Here is a 25742-nt window from a genome sequence, read left to right as displayed (position 1 = left end):
TGCAATGTCGACGCTGACGAACACCCGCATCGTGCTCGCGGCGCGGCCGCAAGGCCGGCCCAAGCGGAGCGATTTCCGCGTCGAGTCCGTCGCCATCGGCGAGCCGGGGGAGGGCGAACTGCTGTTGCAGATCCTCTATCTGTCACTTGATCCATATATGCGCGGCCGCATGAACGCCGCCAGGTCCTACGCCAAGCCGGTCGAGATCGACGGCGTGATGGAGGGCGGCACGGTGGCGCGCGTCGTCAAATCTCGCCATGCCGGCTTCGCCGAGGGCGATATCGTGCTGTCCCACTCGGGATGGCAGAGCTTTGCCGTTTCCGACGGCGTCGGGTTGCGCAAGCTCGAACCAGCGGCGGCGCCCGTCACCACCGCCCTCGGGGTGCTCGGCATGCCAGGCTTCACCGCCTATGCCGGCCTGCTCACCATAGGACGGCCAAAAGCCGGCGAGACCGTGGTCGTGGCGGCCGCCAGCGGCGCGGTCGGATCGGCCGTCGGCCAGATCGCGCGCATCAAGGGAGCTCGTGCGGTCGGCATTGCCGGCGGCCCCGAAAAATGTGCTTTCGTGCACCAGGAGCTCGGCTTCGACGCGGTCGTCGATCATCGCGCCGATAATTTTGCCGAGCAACTGAAGGTTGCCTGTCCTGGAGGCATCGACGTCTACTTCGAGAATGTCGGCGGTCCTGTCTGGGATGCGGTATTTCCACTGCTCAACGAGTTCGCGCGCGTTCCGGTCTGCGGATTGATCGCGCAGTACAACATCCCTGCGGATTCCGGCGCCGACCGGCTTCCGGCGCTGATGCAGCAGGTGCTGCATCGCAGCCTGACGATAAGGGGCTTTATCCAGCGCGAATTTGTCGATCACGCCCAGCCTTCTATCGCGAGATGGCCGAATGGATAGCGTCCGGGCGTGTGCGGTACCGGGAAGATATCGTGGACGGCATAGGGAATGCGCCACAAGCGTTTCTGGGGCTTCTCGAAGGAAAGAATTTCGGCAAGCTCATTGTGCGGGTCGCGGGATAGTCATCTCCCGGACGGCCAATTTCGGGAGGCAGTCTTTTAGGAATGAGAGCATGGCGATACACTTCCGTGCCTGCCGGCCGGCTTCATGGCCGGACTCGCCCCCGCAGGCAACCCCGTCGAGCAGCTTGATAAGCGCGCTGCCAGACACCGCCATGCTTCTTCTTCAGCGCGTCCCGGGAAGAAAAATCTTCTCCGATTTCGTCCTACGGCGATCGTCAATTCCTTTCGTTCGGTACCAATGTCTATAAAAACTATGGACATTCTGGCACACTGGCTCGAACATACAACAAGGCGTCCATCATGACCAATCCGGCCATTGTCGGCTTCTCCGGCAATTTCACGCGGCCCTCCAAGACCCGTGGCTTCGTTGACCATATCGTGACGGAAATTGCCGGGCGATACGGCCTCTCCGCCAGCACCCATGACATCGTCGATCTCGGTCCCAGTCTTGGCAGTGCCAAAGGGACGCGTGACCTGGATGGACAGGCCCGCGCCGTTCTCGAGCGGATCCTGGCCGCCGATGTCCTGGTGGTCGGCTCGCCCACCTACAAGGGCAGCTATACCGGTCTGTTCAAGCATTTCTTCGATCTCGTCGACCCGGCCGCCCTCAGGGGCAAGCCGGTGCTATTGGCGGCGACCGGCGGCGGCGACCGCCATGCGCTGATCGTCGAGCATCAGCTGCGGCCGCTGTTCGGCTTCTTTGAAGCCTTTGCGCTGCCGACGGCCGTCTACGCCTCGGAGAAGGATTTCGTCGACGGCGTGCTGGCATCCGAAGCGATCCGGGCCCGCGTCGGCCTTGCGGTTGACGATGTCGGCCTGGCGCTCTTCGGCAGGCAGCGCGCCAGGATCGCCGCCGAGTAGCGTGCTCCGGAATAAATCCCGCGCGCCAACCTCGTCAGGCGCGCGGTGGTGCGACTTCCAGGCGCTGCCTGAACCTCTTGGCCGTCCGGGTGGCAATCGGACGTGACCAGCAATCCAAATGTCCAATCCGTCAAGGTTGCCGTGGTCCCAGCCGATGCCGTAGACAAGCGGTGGTGAATCACGTTTTCCGTTGGCGGAGAAGAAACACATGTCGGATCGGATGAAGATCATCGCCGCTGCCAGGTCGCATGGCGGCGTGCAGGGCGTCTATTCCCACGCTTCGGAAGTCTGCGCCTGCGACATGACGTTTGCCGTCTTCGTGCCGCCGCAGGCCCGTGAAAGACCTTGCCCTGTCGTATGGTACCTCTCCGGTCTCACCTGCACCCACGCCAATGTCATGGACAAGGGAGAGTACAGGCGCATGGCCGCCGAGCTCGGCCTGATCATGGTCTGTCCCGACACCAGCCCCCGCGGCGCCGATATTCCCGACGAGAAGGACAATTGGCAGTTCGGCAGCGGCGCCGGCTTCTATCTCGATGCCACGCAGGAACCCTATGCCAGTAATTATCGCATGTATTCCTATGTCACCGAGGAATTACCGGCGCTGGTCGCGGCGGAATTTCCGGCCGACATGACGCGTCAGGCGATCTTCGGCCACTCGATGGGTGGACATGGCGCATTGACCATCGCGCTGAAGAATCCCGAACGCTTCAAGAGCTGTTCGGCCTTCGCGCCGATCGTACAGCCCAGCACCGCCGGCTGGTCGAAGCCGGCCTTCGAAAAATATATCGGTTCCGACGAGAAATCATGGCGGCGCTACGATGCCACCTTGCTCATCGAGGATGGCCACCGCTTCCCCGAGTTTTTCGTCGACCAAGGGACATCGGATGGATTTCTCGACGACGGACTGAGGCCCTGGCTCCTGGAAGCGGCCTGCGCCAAGGCCGGCATTGCGCTGACGCTGCGCATGCAGGACGGCTACGATCACTCGTATTTCTTCATTTCGACATTCATGGACGACCATCTGAGATGGCACGCCCGCAGATTGTCCGACGCTGAAGCCGGAGCATAGGACCTTTCGCTGTTCCGTCCGCTGCCCGACAAATCCGCCGGGCGGTCAGCGCTTCCTCGCGGTCTCTAATCCCGCAGCAGGTCGAACATCAGCTTGAAGAAACGGTCCGCGTCGACTTCGTGGGCGATACGCGCATTGTCTTTTTCACCGCGCTCGCTCCAGAAATCGGCAACCGTCGCGCCGAACGCATAGGTGCCCGACAGATCGACGCCGATATGGGCCGGGCGCGTGCGCACCAGCGTCGGGTCGATGGCGAGCGCCAGAGCCAACGGGTCGTGCATGGCGCCGCCGACGCCCATCGAGTTGCGGTGCAGCTTCTCGTAGAACAGCAGCCAGTCGTTGACGAGCTTGCCGAGCGGCGTGTCGATCGTGGCAAGCTCGGCATATTGCGGCGCCTCGATCAGCACCTGCATGGTGACGTCGAGGCCGACCATCAGGATCGGTACGCCGCTGTCCAGCACGATCTTCAGCGCCTCCGGGTCGCAGAAGGCATTGAATTCCGTCGGCGTGATGATCTCGCTCTTGCGGTAGAACACACCGCCCATCCAGATCAGTTCCTTGATCTTGGGCAGCACATCGCGGTGCTTGAGGATCATCAGGCCGATATTGGTCAGCGGTCCCGTGGCGACGACCAGGATCGGCTCGGGCGCGGCGCGGAGCTTGTCGGCCAGGAAATCGACGGCGTGCCGGTCGACCGGCTTGATCGTGGCCTGCGGCAGATAGGGCGAGCCCTCGAGGCCGCTCGGTCCGTCGGCGGTGCCGAGCACCAGCGGCCGCGCGAGCGGACGGTGACACCCCCGCGCGACCGGCACGTCGCCGGCGCCGATGTACTCCAGGATGCGCAAGGCGTTGGCGGTCGTCTTCTCGACCTCGGCATTGCCGCATGTCGTGGTGACGCCGACGAGTTCGATAGCCGGCGAGCGATGCGCCATGACCAGCGCAATGGCGTCGTCATGGCCGGGATCGCAGTCGAACAGGATGGGAGTTGCAAGGGTCATTTTTATCGGTCCTCACGCCGCTTGTTCGTAGCGCGCGATGGTTTGCTTGAAGATGTTCAGGAAGCGGCGGCCGTCGAGATCGGTGCAGATGCGCGTGGTCTTCGGTCCGCCGCCGGGCAGCAGTTGCCGGCCGCGATGGGCAACCGTCTGTCCGCGCGCGAGGCGCCCGTCCAGCACGACATCGACGAAGAGCGGTTCGGTCATCGTGGCCAAGGCCGGGTCGAAGGCCAGCGCCACGGTGATGACGTCATCCATCGGGAAGCCGACGAGGTCGAAGAACTCGCGCCAGATGTCGATGTAGATCGGAAAGCTGTCGGTGATCATCTCCAGGACGGCATTCTTCCGCGCCACGGCCTGCATGTCGGCGATGTCGTCGCGCGTCAGCATCGAGGCGGCGACGCGGTTGTCCTCGCAGATGTCGAGCGGCACCAGGATCTTGTCGACGTCGGCGTTGAGCACGATGCGCGAGGCCTCAGGATCTGCCCATATGTTGTATTCCGACAGCGGCGTGATGTTGCCGGGCGTCTGGAAGTTGCCGCCCAGCACCATGAGCCGCTTCAGCGCGCCGGTCAGGCGCGGCTCCTGCAGCAGCGCCATCGCCGCATTGGTCAATGGGCCTGTGGTCACCAGCGTGATCTCGCCCGGATTGGCCATTACGGTATTGATGATGAAATCGACGGCATGCCCCGGCGTCGCCTGACGCGACGGGGTCGGCGCCGGCGGGTTGAACTTCTTCAGCCGGTCGCCGAAGCGGGCAACGAGCCGCTTCTCGAAATGGACCGGCGCCTCCATGTCGGCCTTGGCATTGCCGACGATCGGCCGCCAGGCGCCGGCATGAACCGGGATGTCGTCGCGCCCGGCAAGCGTCAGCGTGTTGAGCACGACATTGGTGACCTGCTCGATCGGGCCTGCCGCGCCGGTCACCGTGGTCACGCCTTCGAGCCGGACATTCGGGTTCGCCGCGGCAAACAGCACGGCCAGAATGTCGTCGCCGGCGGAATCCACGTCGAGGATTATGCGTTCCATGGGAGTTCCTTCATTGCGGATTTTTGTCGACCGAGGCGCTGTTCCTGTCCGTCGACAAGAGTTTCTGCATCGACGCCAGCGTCTCCTTGATGATCTTTGGCCGTGCCTGGTAGGACAGCACGAACAGCGCCGTCAGTGCCACGACATAGGGCACGGTCAGCACCAGATAGGACGGAAACCCGAAGGTCTGCAGGCGCAGCGAGAAGGCGTCGGCGAAGCCGAACAGCAGGCAGCCGGCCAGCACCTTGAGCGGATCGCCGTTGGAGAAGATCAGGATCGCCACCGCCATGAAGCCGCGGCCGGAAGACATGTTCTCGGTGAACATGGTGATGTAGCCGAGCGACAGATGCGCGCCGGCCAGCCCCGCCAGCAATCCGCACAGCAGCGAGGCGATGTAGCGGACGCGGGTGATCGAGATGCCGAGCGCCTCGGCCGCCTCGGGTTTCTCGCCGACGACGCGGATATAGAGCCCGAGCCGGGTGCGGTTGTAGAACAGCACCAGCAGCGGCACCGCGATGAACGCGACATAGACGATCGGCGTGAACCCCGAGATCAGCGGCGCCCATGAGCCGAGCAGTGCCTGCGCGCCGGGTATCTGCACCTTCGGCAGGCCGACAATGCCGTGACCGACGATCGATCCGCGCGTGCCGAAAATCGCTTTCATCAGCGAGATCGTCATGCCGCCGGCGAGGATGTTGAGCGCCAGCCCGACGACCACTTCATTGGCCCGGAAGGTCACCACCAGAACGGCAAAGGCGAGCGCGAAGGCAAGTGCTGCGGCCACACCGCAGGCGACACCCGCGAAGGCCGAACCTGTCCAGATCGAGCCGATGACGGCGAAGAAGGCGCCGGCCAGCATCTGCCCCTCGAGACCGATGTTGAAGATGCCGGCCTTGGTGGTGAACGACCCGCCAAGAGCGACCAGGAGAATGGGCGCGGTGGTGCGCAGCGTCGCCGCGATCAGCGCGACGTTGATGAGCTTATCTAGAATTTCCATCGCCGCTCCCCCGCCTGGCTGTCGCCGCGGCGTTTGATCAGAACCTGCGCCGATACGCTGAGGATGATCAACGCCTGGATCACGGTGATGATTTCGCGTGACGCGCTGGTATCGACCTCGAGCAGCAGCGACCCGCTGCGCAGCGCGCCAAAGAACAGCGCCGTGACGATGGTGGCAACCGGCGAGCCGTTGGCGAGCAGGGCGGCGATCAGCCCGTCGAAGCCGAAGCCAGGCGCAAAGCCTTCCATGAACCGGTGGTGCACGCCGAGCGTCTCGACGCCGCCGGCCAGTCCGCCGACGGCGCCCGAAAGCAGCAGGACCACGAAGCCCTGACGTTTCACGTTGACGCCGCCATATTCGGCGAATTTCGGCGCCGAACCGACCATGGTCACGCCGTAGCCCCAGCTGGTGTAGCGGAAGACCAGCGCGACGCCGACCGCCAGCAGCAGGCCGATCGCCAGTCCCCAGTTCAGCCGCGAGAATGAAAAGATCTCAGGCAGATAGGCCGTCGCCAGGATCGGCGGTGTCTCCGACCAGCCGCCGGGCCGCTTGAACAGGAAGATGGTGAAATAGGAGGTGAGCAGAACGGCGATGTAGTTCGACAGGATCGTCGAGACCACTTCGTTGGTGTTGTAGCGGGCGCGGAAATAGGCAGGGATGGCGACCCAGGCGGCACCTGCGGCGATCGCGAGCGCCAGCGCAGCCAGCGTATGGATGCCTGGCGGCAGGGAAAAGCTGAAGCCGACCCAGGCGGCGGCAAATCCGCCCAGGAAAAGCTGGCCCTCGATGCCGACATTGAACATGCCGCCGCGCAGCCCGATGCAGGCGGCGACGCCACAAATCAGGATCGGTGTCGTCTGCAGCAAGGTACCGGCAATTTTCTCCTGGTCGCCGAAGGCGCCGCGCAGCAGCGTCATCAAGACACGGACCGGGCTTTCGCCGACCATGAGGATGATGATGGCTCCCAGCAGCAAGGCAACGCCGATGGCGATGATCTGACCGGAAAAGGCGCGCAAGCGGTCATTCATCATGCGGGCTCCAGCTCAGGCGACACGCCCGCCATCATCATGCCGATACGGTCCTCGTCGGCATCATCACCGGCGACTTCGCCCATGATCCGCCCGTTGAACATCACCAGGATGCGATCGGCAAGCGCCGCCAGCTCATCAAGCTGCACGGAAATCAGCAGGATCGCACGGCCGGCCGCGCGCTGGCGCATGATCTCGTCATGGATGGCCTCCTGGGCGCCGATGTCGACGCCGCGCGTCGGCTGATCGATCAGCAGGAAGTCGGCACCATTGGTGAATTCGCGCGCCAGCACGACCTTCTGGATATTGCCGCCCGACAGCCGCTTGACGGGATCGCCCGACCCTTGCGCGCGAATATCGAAGCTCTTGATCAGCGCTCCGGCATTCCCGGCGATCGCCTTCCAGTCCAGCACGCCGCCGCGGCTCCACGGTGCACGATGCTGGCGGCCCATCAGCGTGTTTGCCGCGATCGACGCATTGCGATCGACCCCGCGCACCATGCGGTCGCCCGGCACATGGGCAAGGCCCGCCTCGCGTATCGCGGCTGGGGAAAGCATGGTGAGATCCCGGCCTTTCAGCCATGCCTCGCCATGGCTTGCCGGCCGCAGGCCGGAAAGCACCTCCGCCAACTCCGTCTGCCCATTGCCGGCCACGCCGGCGATTCCCACCACTTCGCCAGCGCGAACGGTGAAACTGGCGCCGCGAACAGCCGGCAGCCGGCGGTCGTCACGCGCCCACAGATCCTTGACCTCGAGGACGGCGCCGCCATGCAGCGCCGCGCGCGGCCGGCGGTCGAAACTGACCTCGCGGCCGACCATCATGCGCACCAATTCGTCCTTGCTGAGTTCCGATGTCGGACGAGTTGCCACCTTCCTGCCGTTGCGCAGCACCGTCACCGTGTCGGACACCTCCATCACCTCTTCCAGATGGTGCGAGATGAAGATCACCGTCATGCCTTCGGCCACGAAACTGCGCAGTGTCTGGAACAGCTCACGGCTCTCCTGCGGCGTCAGCACGGCGGTCGGCTCGTCGAGGATGATGGTGCGGGCGCCGCGCACCAGAACCTTGAGGATTTCGATGCGCTGCTCGATGCCGACCGAGAGCAGTCCGACGCGCTCCGTCGGGTCGACATGCAGCCCGAAACGCTTCGACAGGTCGCGTGTGCGTTCGATCTGGGCGGCATGGTCGATCAATCCATGACGGCGGATTTCCATGCCGAGAAAGACGTTGTCGGCGACCGAGAGCGAAGGCACCAGCTTGAAATGCTGGTGCACCATGCCGAGCCCGGCCTTGATCGCGGCGGCCGGATCGGCGACCACGGTCGTCTCGCCATTCAGCCGGATCGAGCCCTCGTCCGGCTGGAGCAGGCCGAACAGGATGTTCATCAGCGTCGTCTTGCCGGCGCCGTTCTCGCCGATGATGGCGTGGATTTCGCCCCGGCGTACGACCAGGTCGATGCCGTCATTGGCGATGAAGGCGCCAAACCGCTTGGTGATGGCAGCCAGTTCGACGGCCATCGCGGAGGTGCTGTGGAGGGGCGGTGACCCCGGCGCGTTCGACACGATGCTCTCCCAGATTGGGGGCTCACATAAACTGGACGCTGATCCGTCGCGGCAAGCCGCGGCGGATCAGCGTAGCGCTTTCTTGGGAGGGATGCGCTGGTGTTGGCCTATTTCGCCTTGGTGATCGCGATCTTGCCGTCGACGATGCCCTTTTTGATGTCGTCCAGCTTGGCGGTCACGTCGGCCGGGATCGTGGGGGCAATATCGTCGCACACCTTGAACTCGACACCGCCCGAAGCGAGGTCGAACGTGCGGGTGCCGGCGGTCACCTTGTGGCCCCCGACTTCGTCCTTGATCAGCGTGTAGACCGCGATGTCGCCCCGCTTCAACATGCTGCCGAGCACATTCCCGGGAGCCGTGCCGCACATGTCGATATCGACGCCGATCGAATATTTGTCGGCGGCGGCACTTGCCTGCATCACGCCTTCACCCGTCGGGCCGGCAACGTTGTAGACGATGTCGGAGCCCTGGCCGTAAAGCGCCTGGGCAAGTTCGCTGCCCTTGGCCGGGTCGTCGAAGGTTCCGGCGAACACGGAATTCACCTTCACATCGGGCGCGGCATATTTTGCGCCCTGCTCGTAGCCGCCGAGGAAGTTGCGGATCACCGGGATATCGCGGCCGCCGACGAAACCGATTGCCTTGCCGTCGCCGATCTTGGGAAATTCACTGCCCTTGGCCTCGACCATGCCGGCCAGCGCGCCGGCGACGAACGAGCCCTGCTCCTCGGCGAAGTTGGCGTAGATCATCTTGGGATTGTCGAGCACGCCGTCGATGAACACGAAGCGCTGGTCGGGATATTCCTTGCTGACCTTCTGCAACGAGTCCACCAACTCCCAGCCCATCACGAAGATGAGGTCGTATTGCTTGCCCTTGGCGAGGTTTTCGAACTGCTCCTCATAGTCGAGGGCACGATTGCCGGTGTCGACCAGCTTGAGGTCGATGCCGAAATCGGTCTTGGCCTTGTTGAGGCCGTTGACGATCGAAACGCCGAAGCCCTGTGCGAAATATCCCGAGATGGCGGCCACGGAAACCTTGGACTGTGCGGCGGCCGATCCCAACGAAACGGCAAGCATCGTGCCGGCCAGAAACAAACTCTTGAGTGCCCTTGTCATGTCATTCCCCTTCAGCTTTTTTCAGCTTTTGAAGCCACGCCTTGACCATCCCCTAAATATCGCCGGGACACTGGCGAGTTCGTTGATGGTCATATGAGTTTATGAGCGGCCAAACAGGCTGTCAATCGTCCTCCGGTGCAGTTTTCTCACCGCTTTGTCCGCATGGTCCTTGTCGACGCTTGACAAATATCGGCGATGCATAATTGTTGGTACTCTAACGAGTTTCATCAGAACGACGGGACGAAGGAAACGCGCCATGCCGGCTGTTGTGGTCAGGAAATTTCTGGTTCAGGTCGAAGAGATCTTCCATGAGGGCGGCCCCCTCGCGGCCCGCCCGCCCAAGCGCGGCGCGATCGTGGCGGTCATCGCCAACCCATTTGCCGGACGCTACGTGGAAGAGATCACCGGATTCATGGAGGACCTGAAGCCGCTCGGCCTCGACATGGCCCGGCGCCTGATCGACGCCATGGGCGAGGGGGTTTCAGCCATCGAAGGCTATGGCAAGGGCGCCGTCGTCGGCGCCGCCGGAGAGCTCGAACACGGTGCGCTCTGGCACAATCCGGGCGGCTACGCGATGCGCGAACTTCTCGGCAACGCCAAGGCTATCGTGCCGTCGACCAAGAAGGTCGGTGGCCCGGGAACGCGCATCGACATTCCGATAACGCACATAAACGCCTCCTATGTGCGCAGCCATTTCGACGCCATCGAGATCGGCGTCGGCGATGCGCCGCGCAGCGACGAGATGGCTGTCATCCTGGCGATGACCACCGGGGCGCGCGTTCACGCTCGGGTCGGCGGCCTGGCGGCAGCCGATATCAAGGGCGAGGACGGCTTGCGATGAGCCCTGAAATCCGCCGCGTCATTACCATCGTCGAGGAAACCCTGATCGAAGGCGGCCGCCCCGTCGATCCGCCAACCCGTCGCGCCGCGGTGATCGCGGTGATCCGCAATCCCTATGCCGGCACTTTTGTCGAGGATCTGTCGGCGCTGAGTGTCGTTGGTGAGGCGTTGGGCGACATCTTGCCCAGGCGGGCCGTCGCGGCCCTCGGCATTGGCGGTGACCAGGTCGAGAGCTTCGGCAAGGCCGCCGCCGTCGGCGCCGATGGCGAGCTTGAACATGCCGCCGCCATCCTTCATCCAACGCTCGGCGCCCCGTTCCGCGATGTGCTCGGCAAGGGGGCCGCGCTCATCCCCTCATCGAAGAAGCGCGGTGGCCTTGGCGTGCCGCTCGACATTCCGCTCGGCCACAAGGACGCGGCGCGGGTGCGCAGCCATTTCGACGGCATGGAGGTTCGCGTTCCCGACGCACCGCGTGCCGACGAGATCGTCGTCGCCATCGCCGTCACCGATTCCGGCAGGCCGCATCCGCGTGTCGGCGGGCTGACCACGGACAAGATCGTCGGCAAGGACGGCGTAAGTTGATGCGTTCGCAGGTGGCTGCCGCTACGCCGCCCTGACTTCCGGCACCCGCATCGCCGGCGGAGTATTGCGGCTGCGGTTGGTGCGCACCTCGCCGTCGATGATCACCATGCCGATACCCGGCAGATTGCCGAGCGCCACGCTGTCCAGCAGTCCGTCACCGGCGCCACCAATCGCCTGGTCGATGAAGATGAGGTCGGCGGCGCGGCCGACCTCGATGATGCCGCGGTCAGCCAGTCCGCGCACGCGCGCCGTGTTGCCGCTGGCAAGGCAGAACGCCACTTCAGGGGCGATACCGCCCAGCGAAGCGAGCGTCGTCAGCGTCCTCAGGATGCCGAGCGGCTGCACGCCCGATCCGGCTGGGCTGTCGGTGCCGAGGATGACGCGCGAAAGTTCGCCGCGCTGCCTTGCCAGCTCGAGCACGAACAGGCCGGTGCGCAGATTGCCGTTGTGGACGATTTCCAGCGCGCGCGAGCCGTTCTCGCAGATCTGCCGGATCTCAGCTTCCGGCAGTGCCGTCGGTCCGCCATTGACGTGAGCCACGATGTCGGCATCGACCTCCAGCACGACATCGGCGCCGATGCGGCCGGAGCCGGGCAGGGATGGGCCGCCCGTATGGGTCATCGAGGTCATGCCGTATTTGCGCGCCCAGCCGATCATCTGGCGGCCGGTCGGACCGTCCTTGACGCCGCCGAGCCCGACCTCGCCGACAAGCGTCACGCCGGCCTCGGCGAGGGCGCGGAAATCCTCCTCGACTAGGCCTGGTTCCAGTATGGGAGCGCCGGCCAGGATCTTCATGCCGTTGGGGCGGAAGTTGGAGAAGGTCCTCTGCGCCGCGATCGCCAGCGCCTTCAGCCCGACCAGGTCGCGCGGGCGGCCCGGTGTGTGGACCTCTCCCGCCGAAATGATCGTGGTGACGCCGCCATGCACGGTCGAATCCATCCAGCCGATCTGGTTTTGCCGCGGCGTCCAATCGCCAGCGACCGGATGGACATGGTTGTCGATGAGCCCCGGCGCCACGGCGCAGCCCATCGCGTCGATGATCGTCGCCGCATTGCCGCCGTCGACCTCGCTTGCCTTGCCGATGGCGGAAATGCGCCCGTCGGCAACGACAATGGTGTCGGCCTCGAGGATCGGTCGGCCGAGGTCACCGCTCAGCATCAGGCCGATATTGCGGACGACGAGCGTGTTGGCAGACGACTTGGGGTCGGACGACATCGGTTCTCACTTCTGCTGGTATGGAACGTCCCGACGCGGCCTATTTGCCGCTGTCGCCATTCGATGGATCGTCGTCGTTGATGCGCGTGAGCAGGCGGAGCAACGTCGCCTGCTCGGCGGGTGAAAGCGGCGACAGGAAGCGGCGCCCGACTTCGACGCTGCGTTCAAGCCGTTCGAGCGTATACTCGGTCCCCTTCTCGGTCAGAGCGATCATCGACAGGCGCTGGTCGGTGTCGGAGGCGCTGCGCGTGATCAGTCCGTGCTTGAGCAGCTTGCGCATCACGATGCTGATGGTCGACGGGTCCATCGCCGTCAGCCGGCCGAGGTGGTTCTGCGAGACCTCGCCATGTTTGAGGATCGTGGCAAGCGCGGCGAACTGGGTCGGCGAAAGGTCTTCGCCCGCCATCACCTGCTGGAACCGCAGCGTCGCGCGCTGATGCGCCTTGCGGATGACGTGAGCCGGATGGAGGTCCAACGCGTATCCGGTCTGCGCGTATTGCTGCAGCACCTGCTCGCGGCTCAGCGGCGGCGCCTTGCCGCGCTGCCGCTTCGGTGTCGCGTCTTTCTCGGATTTCTTTTCGGTCGTCAAACCGGACTCCTGTTGCCTGTCTTGGATGTTGCTCACTCCAGGGCTCAAGCCGCAACTTCAGCCGGTTGCAGTGAGGCTCCATCGCGAAGAGCCGCGACGACATCAGCCGAACCGCTGACCACGCCGAAATGAGTCGCTATATCGTAGAGCGAGCTTTCCTGCTCGCGCGGTCCCGTCGCCGCGCAGCAATCGCTTGGCACCACCACTTCATAGCCCTGGAAAAAAGCGTCGTGGACGGTCGAGCGCACGCAGATATTGGTGACCACGCCGAATATGACCAGCTGGTCGACCTGCATGTCCTTGAGCGTCAGGTCGAGGTCGGTCTGAAAGAAGGCCGAGTAGCGGCGCTTGATCACGTGGATCTCATCGTCGCGGGCACCCAGGTCCTCGATGATTTCAGGTCCCCAGCTTCCTTCCACGCAATGCGGCGTGCGCTTCACCCATTCGCGCTCGCGGCGCATGCCCGGCCGGTGCGCGTCGTGAACCCAGATCACCGGGACGCCGGCGGCGCGCGCAGCCTCGATGACAGCCAGTTGCGGTGGGACCAGCGTCTCATAGCCAGGCAGGACCATGGCCCCGCCGGGCTTGCAGAATTCATTGACCATATCGATGACCACGATCGCCGCACGGTGCCGATCGAGGCGCATCGCGTCGTCGTGCCGGTGTGAGGAAAAGACGTCCACGGCCATGGCGGTCTCCTTGGGTCGATCGTTGATGCTCATACAAAAAACCCTGGCGAATGCCAAGTCAATCCCGTTCGACGCAAAGCGGTGACCGCCAGCCTTGCGCACGTTGGTCGCACCAGCGTATGCGCTATTTGTCCGGCGCGACATGGCCTTGACAAGAGGTGGCAATCATGTGCTCGATTTGTATGACCATCAATGATATTCAGATCGCCAAGTTTGCCGGGCCGAGGGCTGTGATATGAAGACAATCATCACCGGGGCCAGCGGTCTGCTTGGGCGCCATGTGGCCGAGGCCCTGGTTGCGGCCGGCCACGATGTGCTGGGCATCGACGCGGTGGCGCCCGCCGGCGCGGCATGGCGGCACGCCACCGCCGATCTGACGGATCTGGGATCGACCCTGCAGCTGGTACGCGATTGCGATGCCGTGGTGCATGTGGCGGCGATCCCGCGCCCAACCGGGCGGGCCGGCGGCGAGGTGTTCAAGACCAACATCGCGACCGCCTACAATGTCGTCGAGGCCGCTGCCCTGGCCGGCGCCAGGCGCCTCGTCTATGCCTCGTCCTTCAGCGTCTTCGGCTATCCCTTCTTCGAGAAGACGGTCATTCCGCCTTATCTGCCGGTCGATATGAACCATCCGGTCGGTGCGCAGGATCCCTACGGCCTGTCGAAATGGCTGGGTGAGGAGATCGTCGACGCCGCGGTGCGCCGCGGCGCGTTTTCAGCCGTCAGCATCCGCATGCCGTGGATCCAGACCCCGCAGTCCTTCTTCGCCGGCGTCGGTCCGCGCCGCGCCACCGCCGACAGTGCCCGCGACCTGTGGAGCTATCTCGACGCGCGCGATGCCGGTCAAGGCTTTCTGCGGGCGCTCGAGTGGCAAGGCAGTGGCCATCTGCGCGTCCTGCTCAGCGCCGCCGACACCTTCATGGAGGAGGAAAGCGAGCCGCTCGTGCGCCGGGTCTATCCAGCTGTCCCGCTGTCGCGGCCGATTGCCGGCTTCGGTTCGGTGCTCGATACGGCCCATGCGCGCGAAACGATCGGCTTCGAGCCGCGGCACTCATGGCGTTCCTATCCAAAGCCGGAGACCCAGGGATGAAGCGGTTCGACCGGAAGAAAGTCCTCGTCACCGGCGGTGCCGGCGCCATTGGCAGCGCCGCGGTCCGGCGTTTTCTCGACGAAGGCGCGCGGGTCGCGATCGTCGACCGCAACGGCGCGGCGGCGCGGCAACTGGCCAGCTCGCTTGGCAAAAAAATCATCGCCATCGAGGCCGACGTCACCGACGAGAACAGCGTGCGCGGCGCCGTCGAAACGGCCGTCGAGGCCTTCGGCGGGCTGGATGTGGTGTTCAACAATGCCGGGATTTCCGGTGTCGTCGCTCCCGTGCACGAGCTGCCGGTGGAGGATTGGGACGCCGTCATCCGCATCAATTTGCGCGGTATCTTCCTCGTCTTGCAGGCATCGCTCCAGGCCATGATCAAGGCCGGAACCGGCGGCTCGATCGTCAATATGGGATCGTCGATGGCCGGTTGGGACGTCCTGTCAGGCGGCGCCGGCTATGTCGCGTCGAAACATGGCGTGGTCGGACTGACGCGGGTCGCGGCGCTCGATGCCGCGCCTTACGGCATCCGGGTCAACGCCATCTGTCCGGGTGTCATCGAGACGACGCTCGGCGTGCCGGCTTCTGGGGAGGGCGATTTCAAGAGCAGCGTCCAGCATTTCGCCGACCGGATTCCGTTGCGCCGCATCGGCCAACCGGACGATGTCGCCGCGGCGGTGGCTTTCCTCGCCTCGGACGAGGCAAGGCACGTCACCGGCGTCGACTGGCTGATCGACGGCGGCCAGACCTTGCAGAGCTGGGCCAACGCGCCGGCCGGCGACACGTTTCCGAAGGTTCGCTAGGAGATGCCGGGCGGGCTCTTCTCGTCAGAGGCCGAATCGGTCCTTCACCCGGCCCGAAAGGATCGCCGCCTTGACGCCAAGCGGCCAGAAGCGATGGAACCGGATTGGCTTCAGCCCCGATATCGGCATCGGGAAGGGCGTGGTCGCGTCGCCGCGAAGGCGATTTGCCAGCGCATTGCCCATCGCAGAGGCCATGGCGACGCCACGGCCATTGTAACCAAGGCAAATCAGGATGCCGTCCTCCGGCTCGTGAACGTGCAGGAGATGATCCTTGGTGATGGCGACCCGGCCGTTCCAGCCATGTGTCCACGCGGTTCCAGCAAGCACCGGCCAGAGCCGTAGCGCATAGTCGGTAAGGTAGCGGATGGCGGAAGCATCGCCGATGGGTCTCATCGGTCCCCGGCCGCCCATGAGAAGCCGGTTTTGCGCATCGACGCGGTAATAGACGGTGATATTGCCGGCTTCGTAAACGACGGGCCTTTGAGGGAGGATTGCGGCCGCGACCGTTGGTGACAGCGGTTCGGTCGCCGCGATGGCGCTGAACACCGGAACGAGCGACTGCTCCAGGCGCGGCCACAGGTCGCCGGTATAGCCGTTGGTCGCGACAAGGACCTTCTCGGCGCTGACAGAGCCGTCTGCCGTCTTGAGGACCCAGCGTCCGGCCTGCCTGTTCAGCGAGAGGACTTCGCTGCCGCCGAATATCCGCGCGCCGGCCTTCCGCGCGGCGGCAGCCAGGCCGAGCGTGTATTTCAAGGGATGAAGGTCGCCGCCGCGGGCATCGAACATGCCGGATATGTATCTGTCGGTGCCGGTTCGCGCCGCCATCGCCTTTGCGTCGAGCAAGCCGACCGGCATCCCCCGCCGCTTGCATTGCGTTGCCGTGGCCCGCACCGCGGCTGCCGGCTTCGGCCGGATGGCCGCGCGTATGGTGCCGTTTTGCCGGGCCTCGCAATCGATCGACAGGCGCTTGATGAGGCCGAAGGTGAAATCCGGCGCACCGTAGGAGAAGTCGATCATCCGCTGCCCGAGATCGGGGCCGAACATCGCCTCGATCGTGTCGGGATCGTATTTGAGACCGGGATTGACCTGGCCGCCATTTCTGCCCGACGCCCCCCAGCCCGGCTGATGGGCCTCGAGCACGCAGACGTCGTCACCAGCTTCCGCCAGATGCAAGGCGGTCGACAGGCCGGTGAAGCCAGCGCCGACAATAGCGACCTTTGCCCGCTGTGCGCCGGCAAGGGAGGTGTAGTTGCCGGCGCCGCCAGCCGTATCGCGATAGAGACTTCTGAGCGGGCTGCTTTCCAGCATATGACGGGCTCTTACGATAGGGCGGCGGGCTTGACGGGCAACCTGGCTTTCAATTGCCCGATATCCGGCACGCGCGGCAGACCCAGACTTTGGTGTCGGGTACGCCAGGCAATTCTGCGTGGCGTCGGGAAATCACAACAGTTGCGACAGGGCGGCCATGAAGTGGTCGTCCTCCGACGGCGAACCGATGCTGACGCGCACATAGGTGTCGAAGCCTTCCTGTTTCCAGGGTTTGACGATAACACCTTCGCGCAGCAGGCCTTCGACGAAGGCAGTGGCATCTTGCCGGCAGTCGAAGAACAGGAAGTTGCCTCTGGACGAAGCGACTTCGAGGCCCTTGCCCGCCAGGAAACGCTCGACGCGTGCCCGCTCCGTCCTGGCCAGCGCGACGACCTTGGCCAAGTGCTCCTCATCGGCGAGCGCCGCAAGCGCGGCGGCCTGCGCGACGCCATTGACATTGAAAGGCGTGCGCACCCTGTCGAGCAACGCGCGCAATTGCGGGTCGCCGACAATGCCGAAGCCGATCCGCAGCCCTGCCAGTCCGAACGCCTTGGAAAATGTCCGCAGCACGATCCAGGGTTGATCGCGTTTGCTCAGACAGGGCAGGGACGAGACATAGTCGTCGCCTTCGGCATATTCGGCATAGGCTTCATCCACGACGATCAGCGTCTCGTCGCTGACAGCGTCCAGGAGCCTCGACAGATCGCCGCCGGAGAGCCAGCTGCCGGCCGGGTTCATCGGATTCGAGAACAGCAGCATGCGAGGCCGTTCGCGCACCGCCTCGATCAGCGCGTCGAGATTGATGCTGAGATCGCCGTTGACGGTTACACGGTTGACGCTTGCACCCATCAGCGTCGCATAGTCCTCGTGCAGCGGGAACGATGGATAGAGCGTGACGACGACGTCGCCGGGCCGCAGGACGGCACGACTGATGACGGAGAGGAGATCTTCCGATCCGTTGCCGAGGATGACCTGATCCTCGCCGGCCGCATGTCTGGCGGCGATGGCCTGCCGCAGTTCGCGCCCGGCCGGATCCGGATAAAGGCGGAACATTTCGGAGCCGCCCTGCATCATCTTGGCCAGGGTCGGGCTCGGGCCGATCGGGTTTTCATTCGAGCCCAGTTTGGCGATCCTGGCCGGGGCGTATCGCAGCATGACCTCGGCGATGGTCAGCCCGGAATTGTAAGGCGACAGGCGCGTGACTTCGGTGCGGACCATGTCTGAAGCGTTGGACATGTCTGGTCTCCTCCATCGCCGGCCGATTATTGTCGCCAGACAAACCTCGAACAATCGCCGCCCGTGGCATCTCGTATTAAAGAGCCAGCTATGTGGTCGCGCGTGCGGCGGACGACGTCACCACTATCGCACTCGAGGCTGTTTGTATATGCTTGTCTATGTAAGTCGATCTGATAGTCTCCGTGCCACGCAACCGGAGCGGCCAAGGAGGATCACATGCGCAACGCTGCTCTTTTCGACCTCTCTGGCAGGAAGGCGCTGGTCACCGGTGCCAGCCGCGGCATTGGCCGCAGCATCGCCGAGGCGCTGAGCGCCGCCGGCGCCGACGTCGCGGTCACGGCGCGTAGCGTGGACTCGCTTGATGAGACAGCGGCGGCCATTCGCGCGGGCGGCGGGGTTGCGCACGCCATTGCCCTTGACGTGACCGATGTCGGCCAGTGCCGCGCGGCCGTTGCCGAGGCAGCCCGCCTGCTTGGCGGCCTCGACATTCTCGTCAACAATGCCGGGGTGGAAGAGGTCCGGCCATCGCTCGATGTCGACGAGGCGCTGTGGGACCGGATCGTCGACACCAATCTCAAGGGGGCGTTCTTCTGTGCCCAGGCGGCGGCGCGGCAGATGCGGGATGCTGGCCGGCCCGGCGCCATCATCAACCTCTGTTCGCTGACGTCAGAAGTCGGCATTCCAACGGCGGTGCCGTATGGCTCTTCCAAGTCGGGTCTGCTCGGCATGACACGGGCTCTCGCGGCGGAGTGGGCGCAGCTTGGCATCAGGGTCAACGCCATTGCCCCGGGCTATTTCAGGACGGCGATGACGGAGGTGTTTTACGGCAATGAGGCATGGCGGCAATCCATGCTCGCCAAGATTCCGCAGCACCGTTTCGGCGATCTGCGCGATCTGCACGGCATCGCCGTGTTCCTTGCCTCCGATGCCGCCGCCTACATAACCGGCCAGTCCATTCCGGTGGACGGCGGGTTCCTTGCCTCGGTCTGACGTAGATCGTCGATGTTTCGAATTGAATGTCTTGCGCAGATGTGACCGGTCGGCACATTGCGCTCTGAACTGAAGGAAAAATCCATGTCCGACATCAGCTTCCACGATCTGTCATCCCTCGATGCCACTCGGCGGGCCGGGCTGCTGAAACGCGCCGAGGGCGATCTGTCGGTCTTCATCGAAAAGGTTCGTCCGATCATCCAGGCGGTCAGGGACGAGGGTGACGCCGCCCTGATCCGCTTCGCCAGGGACCTCGACAAGGCCAATGTGGCCGAAGGCGGACTGAAGGTGTCGGAAGCGGAGTTCGACGCGGCGTTCGACAAGGTCGAGAAGGATGTCGTCGAGAGCATCAGGTTCGGCATCGACAACATCCGGCATTTTCATGAAGAGCAGAAGCCGGAAACCATGTGGCTCAAGGAAGTCCGCCCGGGCGCCTATGCCGGCGACAGGTACACGCCGATCGCCTCCGTCGCGCTTTACGTGCCGCGCGGCAAGGGCGCCTTTCCGTCTGTGACGATGATGACGTCGGTACCAGCCGTCATTGCCGGCGTGCCGCGGATTGCCATCGTGACGCCGCCAACCCCGGATGGTTCCGTGGACGCGGCCACACTGGTCGCCGCTCGCCTTGCCGGCGTCGAGACCGTGTACAAATGCGGCGGCGCCCAGGCCGTCGCCGCGGTCGCCTACGGCACCGAAACGGTGAAGCCGGCACTCAAGATCGTCGGCCCGGGCAGCCCCTGGGTGGTGGCAGCCAAGAGCGTTCTGTCCTCGATCATCAACACGGGTCTGCCGGCCGGACCGTCGGAAGCCATCATCTTTGCCGACGACAGCGTCGACGGCGGCCTTGCCGCGCTCGATTTGCTGATCGAGGCCGAGCACGGGCCGGATTCCTCCGCCTATCTGGTGACGCACAGCCGCAAGGTTGCCGAGGCCGCCCTGGCCGCTATCCCGCAGCACTGGTCGCGCATGACCGAGCAGCGTGTGGAATTCTCGCGCGCGGTGCTGACGGGAGAGCGCGGCGGCATCGTGCTGACCGGGTCGCTGGAAGAGTCTTACCGCTTCATCAACGACTATGCGCCCGAACATCTCGAGATACTCTCGAAGGAGCCGTTCGCGCATCTCGGCCACATCACCGAGGCGGCGGAAATCCTGATGGGTCCGCACACGCCGGTGACCCTTGCCAATTTCGTCCTCGGGCCGAATGCGGTGCTGCCGACCAGCCGCTGGGCGCGCACCTATGGGCCGCTCTCGGTGACGGATTTCGTCAAGCGCTCGTCGGTTGGCTATGTGACCTCGGCCGCCTATCCGGAACTGGCGCTCCATGCCCGCCGGCTCGCCCGCTACGAGGGCTTCAGCTCGCATGAAAACGCGGTTTCGGAGATCCGCGACCGCTATCTCGCCGGCTAAGGGGGGCCATCGCGATGAAGGCGGCGCGACTTTATGGACCGGGGGATCTGCGCGTCGAGGATGTCGCCGCGCCAGGTATCCCGGATGCCGGCTGGGCAAAGCTCAGGATCGATGCCGCCGGAATCTGCGGTTCGGACCTGCACAATTTCCGCACCGGCCAGTGGATAAGCCGTTCGCCTTCGACGGCTGGCCACGAACTGACCGGCACGGTGATGGCGCTGGGCGAGGGCGTCGACACAATCGCTGTCGGCGACAGAGTCGTCGCCGATTCCCGTTTCTGGTGCGGGGATTGCGCGCAATGCCGTGCCGGCAAGCGGCATCTCTGCGCTGCGCTGGGCTTCGTCGGCGAAATATGCGACGGCGGTTTCGCCGAACAGGCGGTGTTGCCCGCACGTTTGCTCCATGTCATCGACGCCGGCCTTGACGAACGGGTCGCCGCCATGGCCGAACCCCTCGCGGTCGCGCTGCACGCGGTGCGGCGTCTGCCGAAAACGGTCGGTTCGGTGCTTGTCGTCGGCTGTGGGCCGATCGGTGGTCTTGCCGCGTTGCTGCTCTCCCGAACCTTCGCCGGAACCGTGCTTGTCGCCGACCGCAACCAGGCACGTTGTGCCCGCGTGGCGCGGGTAACGAGCGCCACGATCGTCGATCTCGACCGCGATGCCATTGCCGCAGCCATCGCCAATGCCCCGCTGCTGGCGGCCGTCGAGGCGACGGGCAGCATCGCTGCGTTCAACCAGTTGCTCGGCGTTCTCGATCCAGGTGGCGCGGTGGCGATGGTCGGGATATTTCATGGCCGCCTCGACATCGACCCCAATCTTCTGGTCGAGCGCGAGATTGCATTGCTGGGATGTCACGCCTTCGCCGACGAATTGCCCGACGCTGTCCGCATGCTGGGTGAACTCAGCGAGCCGCTTCTGGCCTTGGTCGACCGCGAGATAGGCCTGGACGATATTCCAGCCGCCTATGAGCGGCTGTTGGCCGGGAAGAGCGATGGCTTGAAAACAATCATCCGCATGCGGCAACCTGCCGGAAAGGATTTTTGAAATGATCGATTTGCCCGATACGGCGAGCCCCCTTTACGAGAAGGTGAAGGACTACATCCTGACCAACATCGGAACGGGCAAATGGGGCAAGGACCGCAAGCTGCCGTCCGAGAACGAGCTGGTGGTTTCGCTGGGTGTGTCACGGATGACGGTTCACCGGGCCTTGCGGGAACTGACCGCCGCGGGATTCCTGATCCGGCTGCAAGGCGTCGGAACATTCATCGCGCCACCCCGGCCGCAATCGACTCTGATCGAGATCAACAACATCGCCGCCGAGATCGTCGAGCGCGGCAACAGGCATCGCTCCGAAGTCCTGGTCCTCGAAACCATCGTGCCGACGAAGGAACTCGCGCTGTCGTTCGAGTTTGCGAAGCGCACCTCGATCTATCACTCCGTCGTCGTCAATTTCGAGAACGACCTGCCGGTGCAACTGGAAGAGCGCTTTGTCAATCCGGGCCTGATCCCCGACTATGACAAGCAGGATTTCACCAGGACGGCGACCTATGACTACCTGATGCAGAAGACCCCGGTCACCGAGGTCGAGCATATCATCTCCGCCGTCCCGGCCGACAGGGAGTCGGCGCAGCATCTGGGCATCGATGTCGGCAGTTGCTGCCTTCTCCTGCATCGCCGGACATGGACTGGGGCGGTCGTGGCCACGATCAGCAAGCTGACCTATGCCGGCAGCCGCTACTCGCTAGGCAGCCGCTACTCGCCTTCCAGGGCAAGCTGACGTCGACGAACCAATGCAAGCCGAGGCTTCGTTCAAATGTATATACCTGTATCGATAAGAGTGCTTCGGCTGGTGGACGCACGGGTTTGCGGAGCCTGGGGATGACGCCGGCACTGAGCCGCACGGCCCGGATACGGGCTCTCGCGCAGCATGATGTAGCCGAAGCGCAACGCGCGCTGACTGCGTTGCTGGGGGACCTGTTCGGGATGAACCCCGGCAACGTCCGCATCAATGTCGACAAATACAGCCTCAACTCCCTGAATGGCTTCTTTGACAGTGACGGCCAACCGTATTTCTTCAAATTCCATCAGGAAGAAGGGGAAGAGGCGATGGCCGGCGAGTATTACCGGGCCGAAATCCTGTCGCGCGCCGGCTTGCCGGTCGACCAGCCCGTGCATATGTCCGCCCAGCCCGGCGAGCAGATCCTTGTCTATAGCCGCCGCGTGGATCCTCGATTTTCGGATGTTCTGTTCGCGCTGGACACCAAGGACGATGCCGGCAGGCGGCGCGAGGCGGTTCTTGCCGAGCGTGACCTGTCCGCCAGGCTGCTCGATGTCTATCTCGAAACGCTGCATCCGGTGACCGTCGCGCAGGTGTCGGCCGAGCCGATCCACCGGCTGTTTCATGAGCGGCTGATCGACGCCGATACGCGTTTGTCGCCAGGTGGCCGCCTGGCCGATTTCTACGTCGGCAAGTCGTTTGTCTTTCCCGGCGCGGAACTGGATTGGGATCGGTTTTCCCGGCTGAAATTCGTCATCAACGGGCAGCGCTACATCAGCAGCATCGGCGAGCTCTTCGACGCCGCCGCGGAGCGCCTGCGGCCGGACCGGCTTGCCGATGCCGGCGGCGTGGTCGCGCATGGCGACGCCCACAATGCCAATGTCTGGTACGTGGAGACGGCGGGACGGGCGGAACTGTCCTTCTTCGATCCGGCCTTTGCCGGCTCGCACATCCCGACGCTGCTGGCCGAGGTGAAGGCGACGTTCCACAACATCTTCGCCCATCCCTTCTGGCTCTACGATCCGGCCATGGCGACCCAGGCTTTTCAAGCGCGGGCGCGGCTGGATGGCGACTTTCTGTATGTCGACACGGACTGGGATTTGAGCCCGATCCGCCGCGACCTTCTGGAGGTGAAGGCGATGGAACTGTGGCGGCCCTTGCTGCTGGAACTCAAGCGTCGCGGCATGCTGCCGGCGGATTGGCGAACGGTGCTGCGCTCTGGGCTGTTCCTGTCGCCGACCCTGGTGATGAACCTGCGGGCCGGCGCGCGCAGCCACACGCCGGTCTCGTCTCTCATCGGGTTTTCGGTCGCGGTCATGGTCGGCAGCGAGCCCGATGGCGGAACCGACCGGATGACCGGTTTTCTCGATCGGATCGATCCTGAAAAGCATGAGTAGTCAGGCAGGGGACGCGCCGGATCAACGCAAAATTTGAGTCACTTCAACTTGTATATGCATGTATGTATTTTAGCCTTGACATCCGCTTCCGCTGACGCTGAAATGTGCCAGCACTTCAACCACGAAGTGGCGGGCAAGACGCCGAGGCACAGTGCCGCAAGAGCAGAACCCGCAGTCTCACCAGACCGGATGCCTGGGTAAAAAAGCGGTCTGATCACCAAGGGGAACGAAAGATGACGCTTAACCTAGCAGGACAATTTCGCGCGTTGGTGATGGCCGTTGCCGTCGGGCTCACCGCCGCCCCGACAGCCCATGCCGCCGATGCGGCCATTCCCACGACGCCCGAGGCCGGATCGTTCAAGATCGGCATCGAGCCCTGGCTTGGCTATGGCCAGTGGCACGTCGCCGAGGCCAAGGGCCTGTTCAAGACGAACGGCCTGTCGGACGTCCAGATCGTCAATTTCGCCGAGGACAAGGGTATCAACGCCGCACTCGCCAGCGGCCAGCTTGACGCCGCCAACATCGCCACCCACACGGCGATGGGCATGGTTGCGGCCGGCCTGCCGGTGAAGATCGTGCTGCTGCTCGATGTCTCCATGACGGCAGACGCCATCGTCGCCGGCAAGGACGTCACCTCCATCGCCGGTCTCAAGGGCAAGCAAGTCGCCTTCGAGGAAGGCACGACGAGCGACATCCTGCTCAAATACGCGCTCGCCAGGAACGGCATGTCGGTCGCTGATATCCAGCCGGTTCCCATGCCTGCCGCAGATGCCGGCGGCGCCTTGATCGCGGGCCAGGTGCCGGTCGCGGTTACCTACGAGCCGTACCTCACCGTCGCCATGGCGCAGAACAAGGACGTCAAGCTGTTGTTCACCGCCGGCGAGGATCCCGGCCTGATCAGCGACGTGCTGGTGGTGCGCGACGAAGTGATCAAGTCGCGGCCCGGCCAGGTGCTGGCCATGATCAAGAGCTGGGACGCCGCGCTCAAGGACTACAATGCCGATACATCAGGCGGTCGCGCCATCATCGCCAAGGCGGTCGGTTCCGACGTCAAGGACCTCAACACCGCCTTTGACGGCGTGCGCTACTATTCCCTGGCCGAAAACAAGACGGCGCTCACCGGCGATTTTACCACCAAGACATTCGCCGATGTCGAAGCGGCGGCGAAGAACGCCAAGCTGCTTCAGGCCGATGTGACGCCGGAGCAGATGATCGACCCGTCCTTCGTCAAGGCGGCGGAATGACGAAGGCCGGATCGCGGTGGTAACGCAGATGTCGGGAGAACCCACCGCGAAAACCGATCTGGCCCGTTCCGCAGCGAAGCCAGTCACGAAGAAGGCCACGCGTCGCCGATCCTCCGGGATCGGCGTGCCGATCGCCCGGTCACGTTTCCTGGCGATAGCGGTGGCCGTCTTTGTCGGCCTCGGCCTCGCCTGGTGGGCGGCGACCGGGCTGGAATGGGTAAAACCCATCTTCCTGCCGTCGCCGGGCAGCGTCGCGACCCAGATCGCCAAGCTCGCGGCCGACGGCACCTTGTGGCTGGACCTCCGGGCCTCCATGTACCGCATTTCCATCGGCTTTCTTCTCGCCTCGGCACTGTCCATCCCGATCGGCGTGCTGATCGGCAGTTTCCGCTCCTGGGAGGCTGCGATCGAGCCGCTGGTGGATTTCATCCGCTATATGCCGGTTGTCGCTTTCGTACCGCTCTCCATCCTGTGGGCCGGCACCGGCGATACCCAGAAATTCCTGATCATCTTCATCGGCACCTTCTTCCAGCAGGTGCTGATGATCATGGACAATGTGAAACGGGTCCCCGCCGACTTCATCGGCCTCGGGCGCACGCTCGGCCTGCCGGACCGCAAGATCCTGACGCGCATCGTCGTGCCCAGCGCCTTGCCGGGCATCTGGGACACGCTGCGCATCAGCCTCGGCTGGGCATGGACATGGCTGGTTCTGGCCGAACTCGTCGCGGCGACATCCGGTCTGGGCTATCGCATCACCGTATCGCAGCGCTATTTCCAGACCAACACCATCATCGGCTACATCCTGCTCCTGGGCGTGCTTGGCCTCATCACCGACCAGGTCATGAAGGCATTGGAGAAGGTGCTGTTCCGGCAGGATGGCCACTCGCAATGAGGAAC

24 protein-coding genes and 1 pseudogene are annotated in these 25742 nt (G+C 64.2%); 14 read left to right on the top strand and 11 right to left on the bottom strand.

The window, feature by feature from the left end; translation table 11 throughout:
* The first annotated feature begins 4 nt into the window (after window positions 1-4).
* The 3 genes and pseudogenes from EN845_RS14305 to fghA all read left to right on the top strand — a co-directional run bounded on the left by EN845_RS14305 (window position 5) and on the right by fghA (window position 2956).
* Window positions 5-1023, top strand: a pseudogene (locus EN845_RS14305) (NADP-dependent oxidoreductase).
* A gap of 300 nt (window positions 1024-1323) precedes the next feature.
* Window positions 1324-1884, top strand: coding sequence for an FMN reductase (gene msuE / locus EN845_RS14300; RefSeq protein ID WP_127870476.1), 561 nt, complete (start codon window positions 1324-1326; stop codon window positions 1882-1884).
* 208 nt (window positions 1885-2092) lie between these two features.
* On the top strand, window positions 2093-2956 hold the full coding sequence (gene fghA / locus EN845_RS14295) for an S-formylglutathione hydrolase (RefSeq protein ID WP_167531358.1): 864 nt from the start codon (window positions 2093-2095) through the stop codon (window positions 2954-2956).
* Window positions 2957-3021: 65 nt separating this feature from the next.
* Here fghA and EN845_RS14290 read toward each other — a convergent pair whose 3' ends face one another.
* The 6 genes from EN845_RS14290 to EN845_RS14265 all read right to left on the bottom strand — a co-directional run bounded on the left by EN845_RS14290 (window position 3022) and on the right by EN845_RS14265 (window position 9679).
* Window positions 3022-3954 (bottom strand): nucleoside hydrolase, encoded by a 933-nt coding sequence (locus EN845_RS14290; RefSeq protein ID WP_127870477.1) that lies wholly within the window; start codon window positions 3952-3954, stop codon window positions 3022-3024.
* A gap of 12 nt (window positions 3955-3966) precedes the next feature.
* Window positions 3967-4980 (bottom strand): nucleoside hydrolase, encoded by a 1014-nt coding sequence (locus tag EN845_RS14285; protein WP_127870478.1) that lies wholly within the window; start codon window positions 4978-4980, stop codon window positions 3967-3969.
* A gap of 10 nt (window positions 4981-4990) precedes the next feature.
* Window positions 4991-5977 (bottom strand): ABC transporter permease, encoded by a 987-nt coding sequence (locus EN845_RS14280; RefSeq protein ID WP_127870479.1) that lies wholly within the window; start codon window positions 5975-5977, stop codon window positions 4991-4993.
* Window positions 5965-7008, bottom strand: a complete 1044-nt coding sequence (locus EN845_RS14275) for an ABC transporter permease (RefSeq protein ID WP_167531357.1) — start codon at window positions 7006-7008, stop codon at window positions 5965-5967. The genes EN845_RS14280 and EN845_RS14275 overlap by 13 nt, the downstream gene beginning before the upstream one ends.
* Window positions 7005-8570: an ABC transporter ATP-binding protein gene (locus tag EN845_RS14270; RefSeq protein WP_127278031.1), complete on the bottom strand. Its 1566-nt coding sequence runs from the start codon at window positions 8568-8570 to the stop codon at window positions 7005-7007. The genes EN845_RS14275 and EN845_RS14270 overlap by 4 nt, the downstream gene beginning before the upstream one ends.
* A gap of 104 nt (window positions 8571-8674) precedes the next feature.
* Window positions 8675-9679: a BMP family ABC transporter substrate-binding protein gene (locus EN845_RS14265; RefSeq protein ID WP_127870480.1), complete on the bottom strand. Its 1005-nt coding sequence runs from the start codon at window positions 9677-9679 to the stop codon at window positions 8675-8677.
* A gap of 256 nt (window positions 9680-9935) precedes the next feature.
* Between EN845_RS14265 and EN845_RS14260 the strand changes: the two genes are divergently transcribed.
* Both EN845_RS14260 and EN845_RS14255 read left to right on the top strand, forming a co-directional pair.
* Window positions 9936-10520 (top strand): amino acid synthesis family protein, encoded by a 585-nt coding sequence (locus tag EN845_RS14260; protein WP_127870481.1) that lies wholly within the window; start codon window positions 9936-9938, stop codon window positions 10518-10520.
* Window positions 10517-11101, top strand: coding sequence for an amino acid synthesis family protein (locus EN845_RS14255; RefSeq protein WP_127870482.1), 585 nt, complete (start codon window positions 10517-10519; stop codon window positions 11099-11101). The genes EN845_RS14260 and EN845_RS14255 overlap by 4 nt, the downstream gene beginning before the upstream one ends.
* 21 nt (window positions 11102-11122) lie before the next feature.
* Here the strand turns inward: EN845_RS14255 and EN845_RS14250 are convergent, their stop codons facing one another.
* The 3 genes from EN845_RS14250 to EN845_RS14240 are packed head-to-tail and all read right to left on the bottom strand — an operon-like array spanning window position 11123 to window position 13594.
* Window positions 11123-12316 (bottom strand): amidohydrolase family protein, encoded by a 1194-nt coding sequence (locus EN845_RS14250; protein ID WP_127870483.1) that lies wholly within the window; start codon window positions 12314-12316, stop codon window positions 11123-11125.
* A gap of 40 nt (window positions 12317-12356) precedes the next feature.
* The gene (locus tag EN845_RS14245) at window positions 12357-12905 is read right to left on the bottom strand and encodes a MarR family winged helix-turn-helix transcriptional regulator (protein WP_127276136.1); all 549 of its coding nucleotides are present in this window, start codon (window positions 12903-12905) and stop codon (window positions 12357-12359) included.
* Window positions 12906-12949: 44 nt separating this feature from the next.
* Window positions 12950-13594 carry an isochorismatase family cysteine hydrolase gene (locus tag EN845_RS14240; RefSeq protein ID WP_127276138.1) on the bottom strand — a complete coding sequence of 215 codons (645 nt, stop codon included), beginning with the start codon at window positions 13592-13594 and terminating at the stop codon, window positions 12950-12952.
* 235 nt (window positions 13595-13829) lie between these two features.
* Here EN845_RS14240 and EN845_RS14235 point away from each other — a divergent pair, with 235 nt between their 5' ends.
* Together EN845_RS14235 and EN845_RS14230 are read left to right on the top strand one after the other, a co-directional pair.
* On the top strand, window positions 13830-14684 hold the full coding sequence (locus EN845_RS14235) for an NAD(P)-dependent oxidoreductase (protein WP_127870484.1): 855 nt from the start codon (window positions 13830-13832) through the stop codon (window positions 14682-14684).
* Window positions 14681-15487 carry an SDR family NAD(P)-dependent oxidoreductase gene (locus EN845_RS14230; protein ID WP_127870485.1) on the top strand — a complete coding sequence of 269 codons (807 nt, stop codon included), beginning with the start codon at window positions 14681-14683 and terminating at the stop codon, window positions 15485-15487. The genes EN845_RS14235 and EN845_RS14230 overlap by 4 nt, the downstream gene beginning before the upstream one ends.
* Window positions 15488-15511: 24 nt before the next feature.
* On the opposite strand, the gene EN845_RS14225 is transcribed toward EN845_RS14230, so the two are convergent.
* Both EN845_RS14225 and EN845_RS14220 read right to left on the bottom strand, forming a co-directional pair.
* Complete coding sequence (locus EN845_RS14225) at window positions 15512-16795, bottom strand: FAD-binding oxidoreductase (RefSeq protein ID WP_127870486.1); 1284 nt, start codon at window positions 16793-16795, stop codon at window positions 15512-15514.
* A gap of 132 nt (window positions 16796-16927) precedes the next feature.
* Complete coding sequence (locus tag EN845_RS14220; protein WP_127870487.1) at window positions 16928-18031, bottom strand: histidinol-phosphate transaminase; 1104 nt, start codon at window positions 18029-18031, stop codon at window positions 16928-16930.
* 216 nt (window positions 18032-18247) lie between these two features.
* Here EN845_RS14220 and EN845_RS14215 point away from each other — a divergent pair, with 216 nt between their 5' ends.
* From EN845_RS14215 to EN845_RS14185, 7 genes are all read left to right on the top strand, one after another.
* Window positions 18248-19021, top strand: coding sequence for a glucose 1-dehydrogenase (locus tag EN845_RS14215; protein WP_127870488.1), 774 nt, complete (start codon window positions 18248-18250; stop codon window positions 19019-19021).
* Window positions 19022-19105: 84 nt separating this feature from the next.
* Window positions 19106-20428, top strand: coding sequence for a histidinol dehydrogenase (hisD, locus tag EN845_RS14210; RefSeq protein ID WP_127870489.1), 1323 nt, complete (start codon window positions 19106-19108; stop codon window positions 20426-20428).
* Window positions 20429-20442: 14 nt separating this feature from the next.
* Window positions 20443-21471, top strand: a complete 1029-nt coding sequence (locus EN845_RS14205; RefSeq protein ID WP_127870490.1) for a zinc-binding dehydrogenase — start codon at window positions 20443-20445, stop codon at window positions 21469-21471.
* Between the two features lies 1 nt (window position 21472).
* Entirely contained in the window at window positions 21473-22204 is a 732-nt protein-coding gene (gene hutC / locus EN845_RS14200) for a histidine utilization repressor (RefSeq protein ID WP_127870491.1), read from the top strand.
* 101 nt (window positions 22205-22305) lie between these two features.
* Entirely contained in the window at window positions 22306-23601 is a 1296-nt protein-coding gene (locus EN845_RS14195; protein ID WP_167531356.1) for a hypothetical protein, read from the top strand.
* Between the two features lie 233 nt (window positions 23602-23834).
* Window positions 23835-24845: an ABC transporter substrate-binding protein gene (locus EN845_RS14190; RefSeq protein WP_135907109.1), complete on the top strand. Its 1011-nt coding sequence runs from the start codon at window positions 23835-23837 to the stop codon at window positions 24843-24845.
* Window positions 24846-24873: 28 nt separating this feature from the next.
* Complete coding sequence (locus EN845_RS14185) at window positions 24874-25737, top strand: ABC transporter permease (RefSeq protein ID WP_127276161.1); 864 nt, start codon at window positions 24874-24876, stop codon at window positions 25735-25737.
* The last annotated feature ends 5 nt before the right edge of the window (window positions 25738-25742 follow it).

It is taken from the genome of Mesorhizobium sp. M8A.F.Ca.ET.202.01.1.1 (assembly GCF_004791595.1).
GTDB lineage: Bacteria > Pseudomonadota > Alphaproteobacteria > Rhizobiales > Rhizobiaceae > Mesorhizobium.
This window is presented reverse-complemented; position numbering and strand designations above follow the sequence as displayed.

Coding starts and splice junctions, on each gene's coding strand:
- msuE (WP_127870476.1), top strand. CDS start 1,324: ATGACCAATCCGGCCATTGTCGGCTTCTCCGGCAATTTCACGCGGCCC.
- fghA (WP_167531358.1), top strand. CDS start 2,093: ATGTCGGATCGGATGAAGATCATCGCCGCTGCCAGGTCGCATGGCGGC.
- EN845_RS14290 (WP_127870477.1), bottom strand. CDS start 3,954: ATGACCCTTGCAACTCCCATCCTGTTCGACTGCGATCCCGGCCATGAC.
- EN845_RS14285 (WP_127870478.1), bottom strand. CDS start 4,980: ATGGAACGCATAATCCTCGACGTGGATTCCGCCGGCGACGACATTCTG.
- EN845_RS14280 (WP_127870479.1), bottom strand. CDS start 5,977: ATGGAAATTCTAGATAAGCTCATCAACGTCGCGCTGATCGCGGCGACG.
- EN845_RS14275 (WP_167531357.1), bottom strand. CDS start 7,008: ATGATGAATGACCGCTTGCGCGCCTTTTCCGGTCAGATCATCGCCATC.
- EN845_RS14265 (WP_127870480.1), bottom strand. CDS start 9,679: ATGACAAGGGCACTCAAGAGTTTGTTTCTGGCCGGCACGATGCTTGCC.
- EN845_RS14260 (WP_127870481.1), top strand. CDS start 9,936: ATGCCGGCTGTTGTGGTCAGGAAATTTCTGGTTCAGGTCGAAGAGATC.
- EN845_RS14255 (WP_127870482.1), top strand. CDS start 10,517: ATGAGCCCTGAAATCCGCCGCGTCATTACCATCGTCGAGGAAACCCTG.
- EN845_RS14250 (WP_127870483.1), bottom strand. CDS start 12,316: ATGTCGTCCGACCCCAAGTCGTCTGCCAACACGCTCGTCGTCCGCAAT.
- EN845_RS14240 (WP_127276138.1), bottom strand. CDS start 13,594: ATGGCCGTGGACGTCTTTTCCTCACACCGGCACGACGACGCGATGCGC.
- EN845_RS14235 (WP_127870484.1), top strand. CDS start 13,830: ATGAAGACAATCATCACCGGGGCCAGCGGTCTGCTTGGGCGCCATGTG.
- EN845_RS14230 (WP_127870485.1), top strand. CDS start 14,681: ATGAAGCGGTTCGACCGGAAGAAAGTCCTCGTCACCGGCGGTGCCGGC.
- EN845_RS14225 (WP_127870486.1), bottom strand. CDS start 16,795: ATGCTGGAAAGCAGCCCGCTCAGAAGTCTCTATCGCGATACGGCTGGC.
- EN845_RS14220 (WP_127870487.1), bottom strand. CDS start 18,031: ATGTCCAACGCTTCAGACATGGTCCGCACCGAAGTCACGCGCCTGTCG.
- EN845_RS14215 (WP_127870488.1), top strand. CDS start 18,248: ATGCGCAACGCTGCTCTTTTCGACCTCTCTGGCAGGAAGGCGCTGGTC.
- hisD (WP_127870489.1), top strand. CDS start 19,106: ATGTCCGACATCAGCTTCCACGATCTGTCATCCCTCGATGCCACTCGG.
- EN845_RS14205 (WP_127870490.1), top strand. CDS start 20,443: ATGAAGGCGGCGCGACTTTATGGACCGGGGGATCTGCGCGTCGAGGAT.
- hutC (WP_127870491.1), top strand. CDS start 21,473: ATGATCGATTTGCCCGATACGGCGAGCCCCCTTTACGAGAAGGTGAAG.
- EN845_RS14195 (WP_167531356.1), top strand. CDS start 22,306: ATGACGCCGGCACTGAGCCGCACGGCCCGGATACGGGCTCTCGCGCAG.
- EN845_RS14190 (WP_135907109.1), top strand. CDS start 23,835: ATGACGCTTAACCTAGCAGGACAATTTCGCGCGTTGGTGATGGCCGTT.
- EN845_RS14185 (WP_127276161.1), top strand. CDS start 24,874: ATGTCGGGAGAACCCACCGCGAAAACCGATCTGGCCCGTTCCGCAGCG.